Raw genomic sequence first — 14,319 nt, 5'->3', positions numbered from 1 at the left:
GTTCAAGCCCTCGTTGCTTCGTTCAGAACGGCCGCCAGGGTGCGGCGGGCAAGCGGGATCTTGAAATCGTTGCCCCCGAACCCTTTCGCCTCGCGCAGCAGAACATCGGCCGCGCGCCGGAACGTCGCGGGTTCCGGCGGCTGGCCGATCAGCGATTGTTCGACATTGGGATCGCGCCAGGGCTTGTGCGCCAGCCCGCCAAAGGCAAGCTGCGCATCCGCGATCAGGCCGCGATCCACCGACACGACCGCCGCTACCGAAACCAGCGCAAAGGCATAGGACGACCGCTCGCGCACCTTGCGATAGATCTGGCGGCCGGGGCGCGGGGCGGGCAGGGTCACCGAGGTGATGATCTCGCCCGGCCGCATCACGTTGTCGGTGGCAGCGTCGTCGCCGGGCAGCAGGTGAAACTCCTGCACCGGCACCTGCCGCGCGCCGTCCGGCCCGTCCAGTTCCACCGTGGCGTCCAGCGCCGTCAGCGCCACCGCCATGTCGCCCGGATAGGTCGCGATGCAGGCATCCGAGGTGCCAAGGATGGCGTGATTGCGGTTGACGCCCCCGATGGCATCGCACCCGCTGCCGGGTTCACGTTTGTTGCAGCGCGCGGACAGCCGCGCGAAATAGGGGCAGCGCGTGCGCTGACACAGATTGCCCCCGGTCGTGGCCTTGTTGCGCAGTTGCGGGCTGGCCCCCGACAGGATCGCGCGCGACAGCAGCGGCCAGTCGCGGCGCACCCGCGCGTCCGCAGCGCAGTCCGAATTCGTCACCAGCGCCCCGATCCGCAACCCGCCTTCATGCGGTTCGATCCTCGCCAGATCAAGCCTGTTGATGTCCAGCAGCGCCTCGGGCGTCTCGACCTCAAGCTTCATCAGGTCAAGCAGGTTCGTCCCGCCCGCGATCAGCCGCGCCCGGGCGCCGACCGCCTCGCCCAGATCGCCGGCGCGGCTATAGGTGAATTCCCTCATTCCGCGGCCCCCTTGGCGCCCATCGCCTCGCGGATGGCCGCGATGATGTTGGAATAGGCGCCGCAGCGGCACAGATTGCCGCTCATCCGTTCGGACAAATCCTCATCGGTGATGTCGGGGTTGTCGCCGGAGATGTCGGCCACGACGCTTGGCCAGCCGGCTTTCACCTCCTCCAGCATCGCCGTGGCCGAACAGATCTGCCCCGGCGTGCAATAGCCGCATTGAAAACCGTCGTGACCGATGAAGGCGCGTTGCAGCGGCGACAGCGCGTCGGGCGTGCCCAGCCCCTCGATCGTGGTGATCTCGTCGCCGTCATGCATCGCGGCAAGGCTGAGACAGGAATTGATCCGCCTGCCGTTGACGATGACCGTGCAGGCCCCGCATTGCCCGTGATCGCAGCCCTTCTTCGTGCCCGGAAGGCGCAGATCCAGCCGCAGGAAATCCAGCAGCGTCCGTCGCGGATCGCCCGAGAAAATCTGCGCCTCACCGTTGACGACAAGCCGGGATCGGGTCGTGGCGGACATGGAACGCTCCTGCAGACGGTTGGAATCGGGGATCAACCGGACCGGCGGCCGCATGGTTCCATCTTTTCGGACCGGCGCTTTGGGATCGGGCGGCAGCGCGAGGGGCCGGCCATTGCAAAGCGCTTGACATCCCCATCGCGCCGGTTCAAAGACCCGACCCGTGGGGCCGTAGCTCAGTTGGTAGAGCGCATCGTTCGCAATGATGAGGTCAGGGGTTCGATTCCCCTCGGCTCCACCAGGAAATCCCGCCCGTCGTCGGTTGGGTCACGCCCCCCAAGTCCGTTCCAGCACCCCGATCCAGTTGTCGCAGGCGATCTTGCGGATCAGCGCGTCGTCGTATCCGTGATCCCGCATCGCCTGCAACAGGCGCGGCACGGCCGAGGCGTCTTGCAGGTCGCGCGGCATCAGCGCGCCGTCGAAATCCGACCCCAGGGCCACGCCATTCTCGCCCAGGATCGACAGCAGATGGTCCAGATGGCGCAGCATCGTGTCGAACCCTTCCAGCGGCAGCCGCTTGCCATCCTCGCGCAGAAAGCTTGAGGCATAGTTCAGCCCCACCAGCCCGCCGCTGTCGGCGATCACTCGCAATTGCCGGTCGGTCAGGTTGCGCGTGCTGGGGCAGATCGCATGCGCGCAGCTGTGGCTGGCGACCAGCGGCGCGTCCGACAGGGCGGCGACGTCGTTGAAGCCCGCCTCGTTCAGATGCGACAGGTCCAGCATGATCCGCAGCGCGTTGCATTCGCGGACCAGATCGCGCCCGGCGTCCGTCAGCCCGCCGCCGATATCGGGGCTTTCGGGAAAGGCGAACGGCACGCCCTCGGCATAGACGGTGGGCCGCGACCAGACCGGCCCAAGCGAGCGCAACCCCATCGCGTGCCACAGATGCAGCGCGTCCATGTCGCGAATCGGCTCGGCCCCCTCCATGTGCATGATCGCGGCGATGCGGCCGGAATCGATGCTGCGGCGCAGCCCGGCCGCGTCGGTCGCGATGTCCAGCGTGCCGGTGCGTTCCAGCGCCTTCAGCGCCGCCGCCTGCCGGAAGGCATGGGGCAGGGCGGTGTCGTGCGGGATCGGGTCGGGCAGCGGCATGCGAAAGGGCGGGTTCTGCATCAGCGCCACCGCCTCGGCGTCGTTCGGACCGGCGGGCGAGGGGATCCAGATCGCGAAGAACCCGCCCACCACGCCGCCCGCGCGCATCCGCGGCAGGTCCATGTGGCCGGTGCCGTCGCCTTCCAGCCACAGACGCGGGCCGTCGGCGCCGGCCGCCACCACGCGCTGGATGAAATCGTTATGGCCGTCGAATACCGCAATCATGCCAGGGCTCCTTCGCTGCAACGCGCAGACCATGCACCGGGATCGGGGGCTGGGCAATGCCCCGGCACGCGCGGCTTGTCAGCGCCGGGAATCGGCCTAGGCTGACCCGAAGGCTTGCCAGAGGGAGAACAGCCATGCCCGATATCCGTTCCGATTTCGACGGCCAGACCGTCATCTGCACGTTCGAGGTCACGCCCGGCAGCGCGCATGACGTGCTGGAACTGCTGACCGATGCGTGGGATCAGGTGATCCGCAAACGCGAGGGCTTCGTGTCGGGCGCGATCCATCTGAACGACGCGCAGACGCGGATCGCGACCTATTCGCAGTGGCGCGACCGCAAGGATTATCAGGCGATGCTGCGCTCGGACGAGATGCGCCGCCGCAACCGCGAGATTCATTCGATGTGCAAAAGCTTCGAGCCGGTGATGTACGAGCTGCAATCGGTGTTCGGCGACTGACGCGGGGCGCGCAATTACTCCGTGCAATCGCGCCGCGCCGACGCTAACGTCCGGTAAACTCACGGTGAAGGGGCGTCGGGCATGGCAGGCAGGATCATCACGGTGGCGCAGCAGAAGGGCGGCTCGGGCAAGACCACGCTGGCGGTGAACCTGGCCGTGGCGCTGCACGAACGCGGCCATTCCGTGGCGCTGGTCGATACCGATCCGCAGGGCAGCATGGGGCGCTGGTTCATCGAACGCATGGGAACGCAGGGCGAGGATGAGGCGATGGATTTCTCGACCTCGTCGGCCTGGGGGGCCAGCTACGAATCCGAAAAGCTGAAGAAACGGTTCGATTTCGTGATCGTCGATACGCCGCCCAAGATCGACAGCGACCTGCGGCCCGCCCTGCGCGTGGCCGATCTGGTGCTGGTGCCGGTCGCCACCAGCCATGTCGATCTGTGGGCGACCGAGGGCGTGCTGGATCTGGCGCGGCGCGAAAAGGCGCCGGTGCTGGTCGTGCTGAACCGGGTGCGTCCGAACACCCGCCTGTCGGTCGAGGTCGCGGCCAGCGCGGCCGATCTGGGCGCGGTGGTCGCAAGCACGCAGATCGCCAACCGCGTCGTCTATGCCGAGACATTGGGGCTGGGGCTGGGCGCGGTCGAACGCATCCGCACAGGTCCGGCGCGCGACGAGGTGACGGCGCTGACCGATGAGGTTCTGGCCACGCTTGGCTGACACATCGACACGCGGCGGCTGGTTTGCGTCTTAGGCCGGCAACCGCGCCGGTCGGCCAACCGGTCGCGTGTCACACCGGCAGGATCGCCGGGCCGTCTGGCGTGTCGATCCGCCGCGCGCCGATCCCGAAGGCGCGGCGCAGCAGGTCGTCGCGCAACACCTGATCGGGATGGCCGTCGGCCAGCACATGCCCCTTGTCCAGCAGCACAAGCCGGGTGCAGAACCGCGCCGCCAGCCCCAGATCGTGGATCGACACCAGCAGCCCGTGTCCTTCGGCGGCCAGCGCGCGGAACAGCCGCAGGCAGGACAGTTGCTGCGCCGGATCGAGCCCCGCGATGGGTTCGTCCGCGATCAGCAGCGGCGTTTCCTGCGCCAGCGCGCGGGCGATCAGCGCGCGGGTCTGTTCGCCGCCCGACAGGCGCAGGGCGGTGCGCTTGCGGAAATCCTGCAAACCCATCCGCGTCAGGGCCGCGTCGATGGCTGCCCGGTCGCCCGCGCCGCGCCCCCCGCCGGGCCAGGGGATGCGGCCAAGCGCGACCAGATCCTCGACGCTGACCGGCCATGCGATCTCGCGCGATTGCGGCAGATAGGCGGCGGCGCGGGCGCGGTGGGCCGCATCCATCGCCGCCAGGTTCGAGGTGCCGTCGAACGGGATCAGGCCCAGTGCGGCCTCCATCAACGTCGACTTGCCGGCCCCGTTCGGGCCGATCAGGCCGACGACCTCGCCCGCGCCCAGGGTCAGGTTTACCCCGTGCAGCACCGGGCGGTTGCGGCGGGTGACGGACAGGCCGCGCAGCACCAGCATCAGACCCGCCCCCCGCTGCGCGTTTTCCAGATCAGATGCAGAAACAGCGGCGCGCCCACCAGCGCCGTCAGCACCCCCAGCTTCAGATCGCGCTGCGGCAGGATCAGCCGCACCGCGATGTCGGCGGCCAGCAGCAGCGCCGCACCGCCCAGGGCCGAGGCGGGCAGCAGCACGGACGGTCGCGCCCCGACCCACGGGCGCAGCAGATGCGGCACCACCAGCCCGACAAAGCCGATGGCCCCCGCAACCGCCGTCGCCGGCCCGACGACCAGCGCCACACCCGCGATCAGCCGCAAGCGCAGGCCGGCGGGCGAGACGCCCATCGCGGCCGCCGCCGCCTCGCCCAGGGTCAGCGCGTCCAGCGCGCGACCTGTCGTGACGATCAGCGCCGCGCCAGCCGCCATCGGCGGCAGCGCCAGCCAGACATGCAGCATCGACCGGTCCGCCACCGATCCCATCAGCCAGAACACGATCTCGTTGGCCGCATATGGGTTGGGCGACAGGTTCAGCACCAAGGCCGTGCCCGCCCCGGCCAAAGCCGAGATGGCGATGCCGGCCAGGATCAGCGTCACCGACCCGCCGCGCGGCCCTGCCAGTGCGACCAGCAGCGCCACCCCGATGGCCGCGCCGGCCAGCGCCGCGACCGGCAGGGCCAGCGCCGCGGCCACCGACAGCCCGGTCTGGATGGCGATGACGGCGCCCAAAGCGGCCATGCCGGACACGCCGATCAGTCCCGGTTCGGCCAGCGGATTGCGCAGATAACCCTGCATCGCCGCCCCGGTCAGGCCCAGCCCCGCGCCCACCGCCAGCCCCAGCACCGCGCGCGGCAGACGGATCTCGCGCATGACGATGGGCACCGGCCCGTCCGCGCCCAGGATCAGCGCGCGCAGCCCGTCCACCGCGCCGATACCGGCCGGCCCGGTCAGCAGCGAGGCGGTGAACAGCAGGGCGACCAGCACCGCCAGCGCGGCAAACAGCGGCTTCATTGCAGCGCCTCGATGGCGCGCAGCACGAACGGCGTGCCGCAGACCCAGTCGCGGTCGGTGATTTCGGCCGTGTGGGGCGCGATCCGGTCCAGCGCCGGGTGATCCAGGATCGCCTCGCTGCGCGACTGCCCCGGCCATCTTGCGCCGGTGATCAGCCGGTGCGGGCGGGCCATGACCAGCAGTTCCAGCGGCAGCGCGGTGGTGTTGGCGATGCCGTAATCGGTCGCGATGTTGCGATAACCCGCCGCCTCAAGGATCGCGCCGGCCAGCGTGTCGCGCCCCGAGGTGAAGCCGTTGGCGTAATACAGCGCCGCGCGCCCGCGATCACCGGCGGGCCGAAGTGCGGCAAGCCCCGCATCGAAACGCGCCAGCAGATCGGCGGCGGCCCGGTCGCGGTTCAGCAGCGCGCCGATGCGGCGGATCTCGTCCCGGATCGCGTCGAAGCTGTCGGCCGGCGGCAGCACCTCGACCCGGATGCCCAGACGGCGCAGCATGGCAACCGTCGGCCCCGAGGCGAACTGCCCCGCGATCACCAGATCGGGCCGCAGCAGATAGATTTCCTCGGCACGGCCGTGATTGATGGGATAATCCCGCGCCTCGTCTGCCATCGCCGACATGCGCGGATCGCGCGCCAGATCGCTGACCGAGATCAGCTGACCCGGCGCCGCCAGCACCATCGCGATCTGGTCGGTGCACAGATTCATCGACACCACGCGCTGCGGCGCGGCCACGGACGGGCCGGCGACGGCGATCATCAGCATCGCCGTCAGCCACCCGAACGCGCGCCTAGAACGAGGCACGAAGCCCGGCATAGAAGGCCCGGTCGGACGTGCCATAGCCGGGGCTGAGCTGATATTGCCGATCCAGCAGGTTCTCGACCCGCAGATACGCCTCGGCACGGTCGGACAGTGGATGGCTGACATTCAGATCGACGGTGACAAAGCTGCCAAGCTCGCGCGGGCGATGTGCCTGACCCCGCAGCGACAATCCGGCCGTCGTGCCGGTCGCGAACTCGGTCTCGGCGCCCAGGTTCAGAACATGGCGCGGCGCCTCGGCCCATTCGGTGGTTTCGGCATTGTCGGTGTAAGTATAGGCGGTCCGCAGCGCCGTCGCGGTGCCAAGCGCCCATCTGCCGTCCACCTCGACCCCGCGGCGGCGCGACGTGCCGTCGACCTGCGCATAGCAGCCGAAGGCTTGGCCGCACGCGGTGGCCAGGCTATCAAAGCCGATCAGGCTTTCCGCGTCCAGCCAGAACGCAGTCGCGCGCAGATGGCTGTCCGCGCCCCATTGCTTTTCGATCCCGATTTCTGCCGTGCGGCTTTCCTCGCGGTCCAGATCGGCATCGCCGTAGGGGCCATACAACTCGTAAAGGGACGGCGCGCGGAACCCGGTGCCGATGGCTGTGCGCAGCAGCACATCCTCGCGCACGCGCCAGACCGCCGACAGGCGACCCGAGGTGACGCCGCCGAACCGCGAATGATCGTCGTGGCGCAGCGCCGCGCTGACATCGATGTCAGCGGTGACGGGCACTGACAGTTCGGCGAACGCGCCGTCGATCCGGTTGTCGCCCAGCCCGTCGGCTTCCTCGCGTTCGGTATCGGCGCCAAAGATCGCGCGCGCACCCGACGCGCCCAGATCGGTCGCGCCCTGCCATGACAGTTTCGTGCGGGTGCCGATGAACGGCGTCTCGAACCCGTCGGACCAGCTGCGACGATCGATGCGATAACGGGTCAGCGCCAACGTGTTATCGACCGCGCCGGTGGCGATTTCGGCAAAGGCGCGCAGGCCATGGGATTTCTTGGTGGTGTATTCGTCGCCGGGGGTGCCGGTCAGGTCGCCGCCGAACTCGTCGAACTCGGCCCGGCTTTTTTCCCAGAAGCCGTTCACGCCGATGCGTGCGCCGGTCTGCAATTCCTGCGCCGCATAGAAGGTCAGGCGCGATGCGTTGAAGCTGTCGGCCTCGAAATTGCCGTCATTCTCGTCGCGGGCGGAATAGCCCTGGCTGGTGATGCGGCTGGCGGTGAACGACAGATCGGTGCCGCCACGGCGCAGCGCCGCGCCATAGCTGGCCGCATAGGTCTGATACGACCCGGCCTCGATGGTAAAGCTTTGCCGCAGGCCTTCCTCGGTCGGGCGCAGGCTGTCGATGGTCAGCAGGCCCGCGACGGCGCGCGAGCCATACAGCGCCGATTGCGTCCCGCGCAGCAGCTCGATCCGGCCGAACCCGGCCGAGGTCAGGGACCCGAAGTCGAAATAGGGCTGCCCGGCTGCGGGGTCCGACACCTCGATGCCGTCGATCAGGACCGGAACATATTCCCCCGGCGCGCCGCGCACCTGCAACGATGCCGTCGTGCCCAACGGTCCCGAACGGGAAAAGGCGACGCCCGGCAAGCTGGCGATCAGGTCCGAAATCGGGGCGCCGGCGCGGTTCTGCAACGCGTCTTCGGTGATCACCGACACCGAACTGCCCGACCGGCTGAGCCGGGTCGCTTCGCGACTGGCGCTGAGGGTGATTTCCGGCAGGACATAGGTTTCCTGTGCCGTTGCGGGGCCGGCGGCGTGCAGCGCGGTCGCGGCGACGGTCGCGGACAGAAGGGCGAAAGGTTTCACGGGCGGGTTCCTTCCGTGGGCCCTTGACGGGCGGGATGCAGTTTCCCGGAAGGCGCCTGCCTGCCGGACGACGACTACCACCACGACGGAAGATCCGTTTCGCGCATGCCCCCCGCATGCCCTCAGGGTGATCGCTTCGGCAGGTCTCCTGACTTCGCGGGTCGTGGCTTGGCCGGACCTTCCCATCCGCAGGTGCGGACAGTGGCATTTTCCGGCCTCGCTCGCCGCTGACAGTTGCGGGGGCAGTTGCGGAGTTTCACCGCATTCCCTTTTCACCGGGCAGAACCCGGAACCGAGGCAAGGCGGGGTTAACCCACAAGCCGGATTCGCGCAAGGACGATCCGGCCGTCAGCCGGACAGGGATGCCACCCATTCGGGCACGGTCACCGAGGCCGGGCCTTGGATACGGCGGTCGAAATCGCGCGCATTGGCGCTGTCCTCAAGGTTCAGCTCGATACATTCGGCGCCCGCCCGTCCGGCGTGCTGGGCAAATCCCGCCGCCGGATAGACATTGCCCGACGTCCCGATGGCCGCGAATAGGTCTGCCCGCTCCAGCGCGTCCCAGATCCGTTCCATGTGATAGGGCATCTCTCCGAACCAGACGATGCCGGGGCGCGCGGCGTGTGCGGTGCAGCGCGGACAGGCATCGTCGGCCGACATCACCGCAGGCGCGTTCCAGCGATGGCCGCAGTCGGCGCACAGCGCCCGCGACAGGCGGCCATGCATGTGGATCACATCGGGCTGGCTTGCGCGTTCGTGCAGATCATCCACATTCTGGGTGATCAGCGTCAGGTCGTGACGCCGCGCCAGATCGACCAGCGCGTGATGGGCCGGGTTCGGCTGCGCGGCGGCGGCGCGGGCGCGGCGGGCATTGTAGAACGCATGGACCAGCGCCGGATCGCGCGCGAACGCCTGCGGCGTCGCCACATCCTCGATCCGGTGCCGTTCCCACAGCCCGTCGGTGGCGCGGAACGTGTCAAGTCCGCTTTCGGCGGAAATGCCCGCGCCTGTCAGGACCGCGATGCGCAAGACGTTACCGGCAGTAAGCCTCGGCCGCGCCGGCGAACTGCTTGTAGCGCGCCCAGAACGCGTTGTCGGCGTTGCTTTTCGACATGCGCACGACCTGCGCCTGATGCGGGTCGCGGAAGAACGCGGCGGCGCGCCGCTGATCGGAACGCGACAGGGTCTGGTTGGCGACCTGCTGGATGCAGCCGCACAGCGGCGAATTGCCCCGCGCGCGTTCGGAACTGATGCAGGCGCTGTCGATGGGGCCTGCCACGGCCAGCGGTGCGGTGATCATCACGGCGGCGGCCGCAATTGCGATGCGGTTCAGCATGGACTGTCTCCTCGGTTTCCTGGTCCTATCCTCAGGCACAGGGGGTGCCGGTTGGCCCGGTCTCGAACGCCCCTGATACACACAAGATATAGCAAAATCGTCAACGCCGCTCAATCACCGGGACGAGAGGCGGGCGTGATCGCCGCGAAGCCCCGGCTTATCAACATCTTGCGGTTGCAGACGCGGCCTATCCGTCCTCGGCCACCTGGTATCCGGCGTCGCGAATCGCGGCTTTGGCCTGCGCCGCCTCCAGCCCCTCGACCGCGACGGTCTTTGCGCCCAGATCGACGCTGGCGCGGCCGCCGGCCTGTCGCAGGGCGGTTTCGATGGCGGTCTTGCAGTGACCGCAGCTCATGTCGGGAACGCGAAAGATCATCGATTCACCTCGTTTGACATCGGCGCTGCATCATGGTCTCGGGTTGGCGCCGCCGCAAGATGCGGCATCAACGTGCAGGAGGGGGCGATGTTCGACGCGGACGGGCGGCTTGCGGGTGCGCGGCCAGAGGCGCGGGCATGACCCCGAACGCGCGCGCCGCCGCGCTGATGACCCTGGGCATGGCCGCCTTCGCCTGCGAGGACGCGCTGCTGAAGCTTTTGTCGCGGGGCATCTCGATCGGGCAGCTTCTGGTCGTGCTGGGCCTTGGCGGCATGGCGATCTTCGGCGCATGGGTCGCGCGCAGTCCGGGCGGGCTGCGCTGGCGCGACCTGATCCATCCGGGCGTCGTGCTGCGCAACCTGGCCGAGGGCGTCTGCGCCATCTGTTTCCTGACCGCGCTGTCAATCGGCGATCTCAGCATCGCATCGGCGATCCTTCAGGCGCTGCCGCTGCTGATGACCCTGGGGGCGGCGGTGGTTCTGGGCGAGCCGGTCGGCTGGCGTCGCTGGACCTCGATTGCGGTGGGCTTTGCGGGCGTGATCCTGATCGTGCGTCCGGGCACCGACGCATTCCAGCCCGGCTCGATCCTGGCGCTGATCGCGGTGGTGGCGCTGGCGGTGCGCGATCTGGTCACGCGCCGGTTGCCGGTGCAGATCGGATCGGGGCTGCTGACCGCATCGGCCTTTGGCGCGATGGCCGTGGCGGGCGCGGTGCTGGTCGTGATCGGCGGCCAGCCCATGGTCGTGCCCGGCCCGGCCGAGGCCGGGATGATGGCCGTGTCGCTGGCGTTCGGGTTGCTGGGCTACATGACGATGGTGATCGCCACCCGGATCGGAGAGATCGGGGCCATCGCGCCCTTCCGCTATTCCCGGCTGGTCTTTGCGATCATCCTGGGGGTGCTGGTCTTCGGCGAACGGCCCGATGGCTGGACGCTGGCCGGGGCGGGGATCATCGCCGGCGCCGGCGGCTATGCGATGTGGCGCGAGGCGCGACTGCGTGGCCGCACCCGCCGCCGCCGACCCGCGGGCAGCCTGACGCGGCCGGGTTGAACGCCGCTTTCGTGCAGTTGGCGCAAGGCTTGCGGTTCGCCCCTTGGCGGTCCACATCTTGGCAAAGCTGAAAAAGGATCTCGACCATGGCAGGACAACCGATCTTCGACGCCGCCGGGCAGGGCAAGGCCACGCCGTTCGGCGATCTTCCCGTCTGGGACCTGACCGACCTGTATCCCGCGCCCGACGCGCCCGAACTGACGGCCGACATGGCGCGGCTGGAAACGCTGGTGACCGATTTCGCGGCGCAATACCGGGGCAAGCTTGCCGATCTGACGCCTGCCGCGATGCTGGACTGCGTTCGGGCATGGGAACAGATCGACATCGTCGCCGGCCGGATCATGTCCTATGCCGGTCTGCGTTACTATCAGAACACGGTCGATCCGGTGCGCGCCAAGATGCTGGGCGATCTTCAGGGAAAGATCACCGACATCACCACGCCGCTGGTCTTTTTCAGCCTTGAATTCAACCGCATCCCCGACCCGACCTATGAGGCGGTGTTCACCGCCCCGGACGGGCCTGCCCGCTACAAGCCGGTGTTCGACCGGATGCGCGCCATGCGCCCCCATCAGCTGTCGGACGAGCTGGAACAGTTCCTGCACGACAATTCGGTGGTCGGGGCCGCCGCGTGGAACCGGCTGTTCGACGAAACCACCGCCGCGTTGAGCTTTGAGGTGGACGGCGCGACGCTGAGCCTGGAAGAGACGCTGAACCTGCTGACCGAACACGACCGCGACAGGCGCGAGGCTGCGGCCCGCGCGCTGGCCCGCGTGTTCGGCGACAACGTCAAGCTGTTCGCGCGCATCCACAACACGCTGACCAAGGAAAAGGCCATCGAGGATAAGTGGCGCAAGATGCCCACCCCGCAATATGGCCGGCACCTGTCCAACCATGTCGAACCCGAGGTGGTCGAGGCGCTGCGCAACGCCGTCACCGCCGCCTATCCGCGCCTGTCCCACCGCTATTACGCGCTGAAGGCGCGGTGGCTGGGGCTGGACAAGCTGCAGATCTGGGATCGCAACGCGCCGTTGCCCACCGACGCGCCGCGAACCATCGGCTGGGACGAGGCGCGCGCGACCGTGCTGGACGCCTATGCCGGGTTCGATCCGAAACTGGCCGAACTGGCCGAGCCGTTCTTCGATCGCGGCTGGATCGACGCGGCGGCCACGCCGGGCAAGGCGCCGGGGGCATTCGCGCATCCGACCGTGACGACGGTGCATCCCTATGTCCTGCTGAACTATCTGGGCAAGCCGCGCGACGTGATGACGCTGGCGCACGAGCTGGGCCACGGCGTCCATCAGCGGCTGGCCGCCGATCAGGGCGAATTGCTGGCCGCGACGCCCCTGACCCTGGCCGAAACCGCCAGCGTCTTCGGCGAGATGCTGACCTTCCGCGCGTTGCTGGCCCGGACCGCCGATCCCGCCCAACGCAAGGCGCTGCTGGCCGGCAAGGTCGAGGACATGATCAACACCGTGGTCCGCCAGATCGCCTTCTACGATTTCGAATGCAAGCTGCACGCCGCGCGGGCCGAGGGCGAACTGACGCCCGACGACATCAACGCGCTGTGGATGAGCGTACAGGCCGAAAGCCTTGGCCCCGTGTTCGAGTTCATGCCCGGATACGAGACGTTCTGGACCTATGTCCCGCATTTCGTCCACTCGCCCTTCTACGTCTATGCCTATGCGTTCGGGGACGGGCTGGTGAACGCGCTTTACGCGGCATACGAGGACGGATTGCCCGATTTCCAGTCGAAATACTTCGACATGCTGGCGGCGGGCGGATCGAAGCATCACAGCGAATTGCTTGCGCCGTTCGGCCTTGACGCAAGCGACCCGGCGTTCTGGGACAAGGGGCTGTCGATGATCGAGAGCCTGATCGACGAACTGGAAGCGCTGGAAGGCTGAGGGCGGCTCGGTCCCAGGGCGGCAATCGGCGCTGCGCCGGCGGAAACGGGGGAATGTGATGTTCAGACGGGTTCTGCTGGCAGTCGCGGTGCTGGTCGTCGTGGCGATTGCGGCGTTCTTCATCCTCGCGCCGGGCTTTGTCGAACGCAGCCTGAACCCGCTGCGCATGCCGGAAGACGGCTGGCCGGTCAGCGCCGAGGCGCGTGCGCGGCACGACACGCTGGTGATCGGCGACTGGCACGCCGATCCGCTGCTGTGGGATCGCGATCTGCTGGCACGCGGCAATCGCGGTCACACCGACATTCCCCGCCTGCTGGAGGGGAATGTCGCCCTTCAGGTCTTCACCACGGTCACGAAAAGCCCGCGCGGCCAGAACTATGACGAGAACAGCGCCGAGGCGGCCGACAACATCACGCCGCTGTTCATCGGCCAGTTGCGGCCGATCCGCAGCTGGTTCTCGTTGAAGGAACGTGCGCTGGTGCAGGCGCAGGCGTTGCGCGACATGTCCGCGCGCGCGCCCGACCGGCTGCGGCTGATCCGCACGCGCGACGATCTGGCGACGCTGCTGGCGGATCGTACCGCCGGGCAGGACATCCTTGGCGCTGTTCTGGGCAGCGAGGGGGCGCACCCGCTGGAGGGGGATCTGGCCAATCTGGACAAGCTGTTCGACGCGGGTTTCCGGCTGATGGGGCTGACGCATTTCTTCGACAACGAACTGGGCGGCAGCCTGCACGGGCAGGGCGGGCCGGGATCGGGCCTGACGGAATTCGGGCGTCGGGTCGTGGCCGCAATGATGGAAAAGGGCATGGTGATCGATCTGGCCCATGCCAGCCCGCAGATGGTCCGCGACGTGCTGGCGATCCGCGGCACCCGCCCGATCCTGTCCCACACCGGCATCCACGGCCACTGTCCCAGCCCGCGCAATCTGGACGACGAGTTGATGCAGGCCATTGCGGCCAAGGGCGGCGTCATCGGCATCGGGTTCTGGTCGGACGTGGTCTGCGGGGCGACGCCTGCCGACATCGCCGCCTCGATCATGGCGGCGGTCGCGCTGGTGGGCGAGGATCACGTGTCGCTGGGCTCCGACTACGACGGTTCGGTCGATGCGCCCTTCGATGCGGCGCATCTGGTGGCGCTGACGCAGGCGTTGATGGATGCGGGGATGGAGGATCGGCAGATCGCGAAGGTGATGGGGGGTAACATGATGCGCTATCTGGGCGACACGCTGCCTGCCGATCGGGAATGATCCGGGCGGGGGAAGCCGTGGCGGGAACC

The 14,319-nt window shown here is 68.4% G+C and carries 15 protein-coding genes, 1 tRNA gene and 1 riboswitch; of the genes, 6 read left to right on the top strand and 10 right to left on the bottom strand.

Annotated elements, in window-relative coordinates; all coding sequences use genetic code 11:
- Window positions 1–2 precede the first annotated feature (2 nt).
- Together JHW45_RS09235 and JHW45_RS09230 are read right to left on the bottom strand one after the other, a co-directional pair.
- Window positions 3–965 (bottom strand): FAD binding domain-containing protein, encoded by a 963-nt coding sequence (locus tag JHW45_RS09235; RefSeq protein ID WP_272857415.1) that lies wholly within the window; start codon window positions 963–965, stop codon window positions 3–5.
- Window positions 962–1,489 carry a 2Fe-2S iron-sulfur cluster-binding protein gene (locus JHW45_RS09230; protein ID WP_272857414.1) on the bottom strand — a complete coding sequence of 176 codons (528 nt, stop codon included), beginning with the start codon at window positions 1,487–1,489 and terminating at the stop codon, window positions 962–964. Before JHW45_RS09230 ends, JHW45_RS09235 begins: the two co-directional genes overlap by 4 nt.
- Window positions 1,490–1,651: 162 nt before the next feature.
- On the opposite strand from JHW45_RS09230, the gene JHW45_RS09225 reads away from it, so the two are divergent.
- A tRNA-Ala gene (locus tag JHW45_RS09225) sits at window positions 1,652–1,727 on the top strand.
- A gap of 26 nt (window positions 1,728–1,753) precedes the next feature.
- Here the strand turns inward: JHW45_RS09225 and JHW45_RS09220 are convergent.
- Complete coding sequence (locus JHW45_RS09220) at window positions 1,754–2,803, bottom strand: dipeptidase (RefSeq protein ID WP_272857413.1); 1,050 nt, start codon at window positions 2,801–2,803, stop codon at window positions 1,754–1,756.
- A gap of 134 nt (window positions 2,804–2,937) precedes the next feature.
- On the opposite strand from JHW45_RS09220, the gene JHW45_RS09215 reads away from it, so the two are divergent.
- Together JHW45_RS09215 and parA are read left to right on the top strand one after the other, a co-directional pair.
- Window positions 2,938–3,261, top strand: coding sequence for a putative quinol monooxygenase (locus tag JHW45_RS09215; RefSeq protein ID WP_272857412.1), 324 nt, complete (start codon window positions 2,938–2,940; stop codon window positions 3,259–3,261).
- Between the two features lie 81 nt (window positions 3,262–3,342).
- Entirely contained in the window at window positions 3,343–3,978 is a 636-nt protein-coding gene (gene parA, locus JHW45_RS09210) for a ParA family partition ATPase (protein WP_272857411.1), read from the top strand.
- A 70-nt stretch (window positions 3,979–4,048) separates the two neighbouring features.
- Here the strand turns inward: parA and JHW45_RS09205 are convergent, their stop codons facing one another.
- From JHW45_RS09205 to JHW45_RS09175, 7 genes are all read right to left on the bottom strand, one after another.
- Window positions 4,049–4,783: an ABC transporter ATP-binding protein gene (locus JHW45_RS09205; RefSeq protein WP_272857410.1), complete on the bottom strand. Its 735-nt coding sequence runs from the start codon at window positions 4,781–4,783 to the stop codon at window positions 4,049–4,051.
- Window positions 4,783–5,769 (bottom strand): FecCD family ABC transporter permease, encoded by a 987-nt coding sequence (locus JHW45_RS09200; protein WP_272857409.1) that lies wholly within the window; start codon window positions 5,767–5,769, stop codon window positions 4,783–4,785. The genes JHW45_RS09205 and JHW45_RS09200 overlap by 1 nt, the downstream gene beginning before the upstream one ends.
- A complete protein-coding gene (locus tag JHW45_RS09195; RefSeq protein WP_272857408.1) occupies window positions 5,766–6,524 on the bottom strand; it encodes an ABC transporter substrate-binding protein in 759 nt (252 codons plus the stop codon). The genes JHW45_RS09200 and JHW45_RS09195 overlap by 4 nt, the downstream gene beginning before the upstream one ends.
- Window positions 6,525–6,555: 31 nt before the next feature.
- Complete coding sequence (locus tag JHW45_RS09190; protein WP_272857407.1) at window positions 6,556–8,379, bottom strand: TonB-dependent receptor plug domain-containing protein; 1,824 nt, start codon at window positions 8,377–8,379, stop codon at window positions 6,556–6,558.
- Between the two features lie 121 nt (window positions 8,380–8,500).
- A riboswitch (cobalamin riboswitch) is annotated at window positions 8,501–8,691 on the bottom strand.
- Between the two features lie 36 nt (window positions 8,692–8,727).
- Window positions 8,728–9,408: an NAD-dependent deacylase gene (locus tag JHW45_RS09185; RefSeq protein ID WP_272857406.1), complete on the bottom strand. Its 681-nt coding sequence runs from the start codon at window positions 9,406–9,408 to the stop codon at window positions 8,728–8,730.
- Window positions 9,409–9,412: 4 nt separating this feature from the next.
- The gene (locus tag JHW45_RS09180; RefSeq protein ID WP_272857405.1) at window positions 9,413–9,715 is read right to left on the bottom strand and encodes a hypothetical protein; all 303 of its coding nucleotides are present in this window, start codon (window positions 9,713–9,715) and stop codon (window positions 9,413–9,415) included.
- A gap of 187 nt (window positions 9,716–9,902) precedes the next feature.
- A complete protein-coding gene (locus JHW45_RS09175) occupies window positions 9,903–10,091 on the bottom strand; it encodes a heavy-metal-associated domain-containing protein (RefSeq protein ID WP_272857404.1) in 189 nt (62 codons plus the stop codon).
- Between the two features lie 137 nt (window positions 10,092–10,228).
- Here JHW45_RS09175 and JHW45_RS09170 point away from each other — a divergent pair, with 137 nt between their 5' ends.
- The 3 genes from JHW45_RS09170 (at window position 10,229) to JHW45_RS09160 (ending at window position 14,290) form a co-directional block, all read left to right on the top strand.
- Entirely contained in the window at window positions 10,229–11,140 is a 912-nt protein-coding gene (locus tag JHW45_RS09170) for a DMT family transporter (protein WP_272857403.1), read from the top strand.
- Between the two features lie 86 nt (window positions 11,141–11,226).
- Window positions 11,227–13,044, top strand: coding sequence for a M3 family oligoendopeptidase (locus JHW45_RS09165; protein WP_272857402.1), 1,818 nt, complete (start codon window positions 11,227–11,229; stop codon window positions 13,042–13,044).
- Window positions 13,045–13,102: 58 nt separating this feature from the next.
- Window positions 13,103–14,290, top strand: a complete 1,188-nt coding sequence (locus JHW45_RS09160; protein WP_272857401.1) for a dipeptidase — start codon at window positions 13,103–13,105, stop codon at window positions 14,288–14,290.
- The last annotated feature ends 29 nt before the right edge of the window (window positions 14,291–14,319 follow it).

The organism is Paracoccus stylophorae (assembly GCF_028553765.1).
In the GTDB taxonomy this organism is placed as follows: domain Bacteria; phylum Pseudomonadota; class Alphaproteobacteria; order Rhodobacterales; family Rhodobacteraceae; genus Paracoccus; species Paracoccus stylophorae.
The sequence above is the reverse complement of the archived record's forward strand: the minus strand, read 5'-3'. Positions and strand labels throughout refer to the sequence as shown.

Bases quoted from the DNA above. Each gene is read 5' to 3' on its own strand.
- JHW45_RS09235 (WP_272857415.1), bottom strand. From the start codon at position 965: ATGAGGGAATTCACCTATAGCCGCGCCGGCGATCTGGGCGAGGCGGTC.
- JHW45_RS09230 (WP_272857414.1), bottom strand. From the start codon at position 1,489: ATGTCCGCCACGACCCGATCCCGGCTTGTCGTCAACGGTGAGGCGCAG.
- JHW45_RS09220 (WP_272857413.1), bottom strand. From the start codon at position 2,803: ATGATTGCGGTATTCGACGGCCATAACGATTTCATCCAGCGCGTGGTG.
- JHW45_RS09215 (WP_272857412.1), top strand. From the start codon at position 2,938: ATGCCCGATATCCGTTCCGATTTCGACGGCCAGACCGTCATCTGCACG.
- parA (WP_272857411.1), top strand. From the start codon at position 3,343: ATGGCAGGCAGGATCATCACGGTGGCGCAGCAGAAGGGCGGCTCGGGC.
- JHW45_RS09205 (WP_272857410.1), bottom strand. From the start codon at position 4,783: ATGCTGGTGCTGCGCGGCCTGTCCGTCACCCGCCGCAACCGCCCGGTG.
- JHW45_RS09200 (WP_272857409.1), bottom strand. From the start codon at position 5,769: ATGAAGCCGCTGTTTGCCGCGCTGGCGGTGCTGGTCGCCCTGCTGTTC.
- JHW45_RS09195 (WP_272857408.1), bottom strand. From the start codon at position 6,524: ATGATCGCCGTCGCCGGCCCGTCCGTGGCCGCGCCGCAGCGCGTGGTG.
- JHW45_RS09180 (WP_272857405.1), bottom strand. From the start codon at position 9,715: ATGCTGAACCGCATCGCAATTGCGGCCGCCGCCGTGATGATCACCGCA.
- JHW45_RS09175 (WP_272857404.1), bottom strand. From the start codon at position 10,091: ATGATCTTTCGCGTTCCCGACATGAGCTGCGGTCACTGCAAGACCGCC.
- JHW45_RS09170 (WP_272857403.1), top strand. From the start codon at position 10,229: ATGACCCCGAACGCGCGCGCCGCCGCGCTGATGACCCTGGGCATGGCC.
- JHW45_RS09165 (WP_272857402.1), top strand. From the start codon at position 11,227: ATGGCAGGACAACCGATCTTCGACGCCGCCGGGCAGGGCAAGGCCACG.
- JHW45_RS09160 (WP_272857401.1), top strand. From the start codon at position 13,103: ATGTTCAGACGGGTTCTGCTGGCAGTCGCGGTGCTGGTCGTCGTGGCG.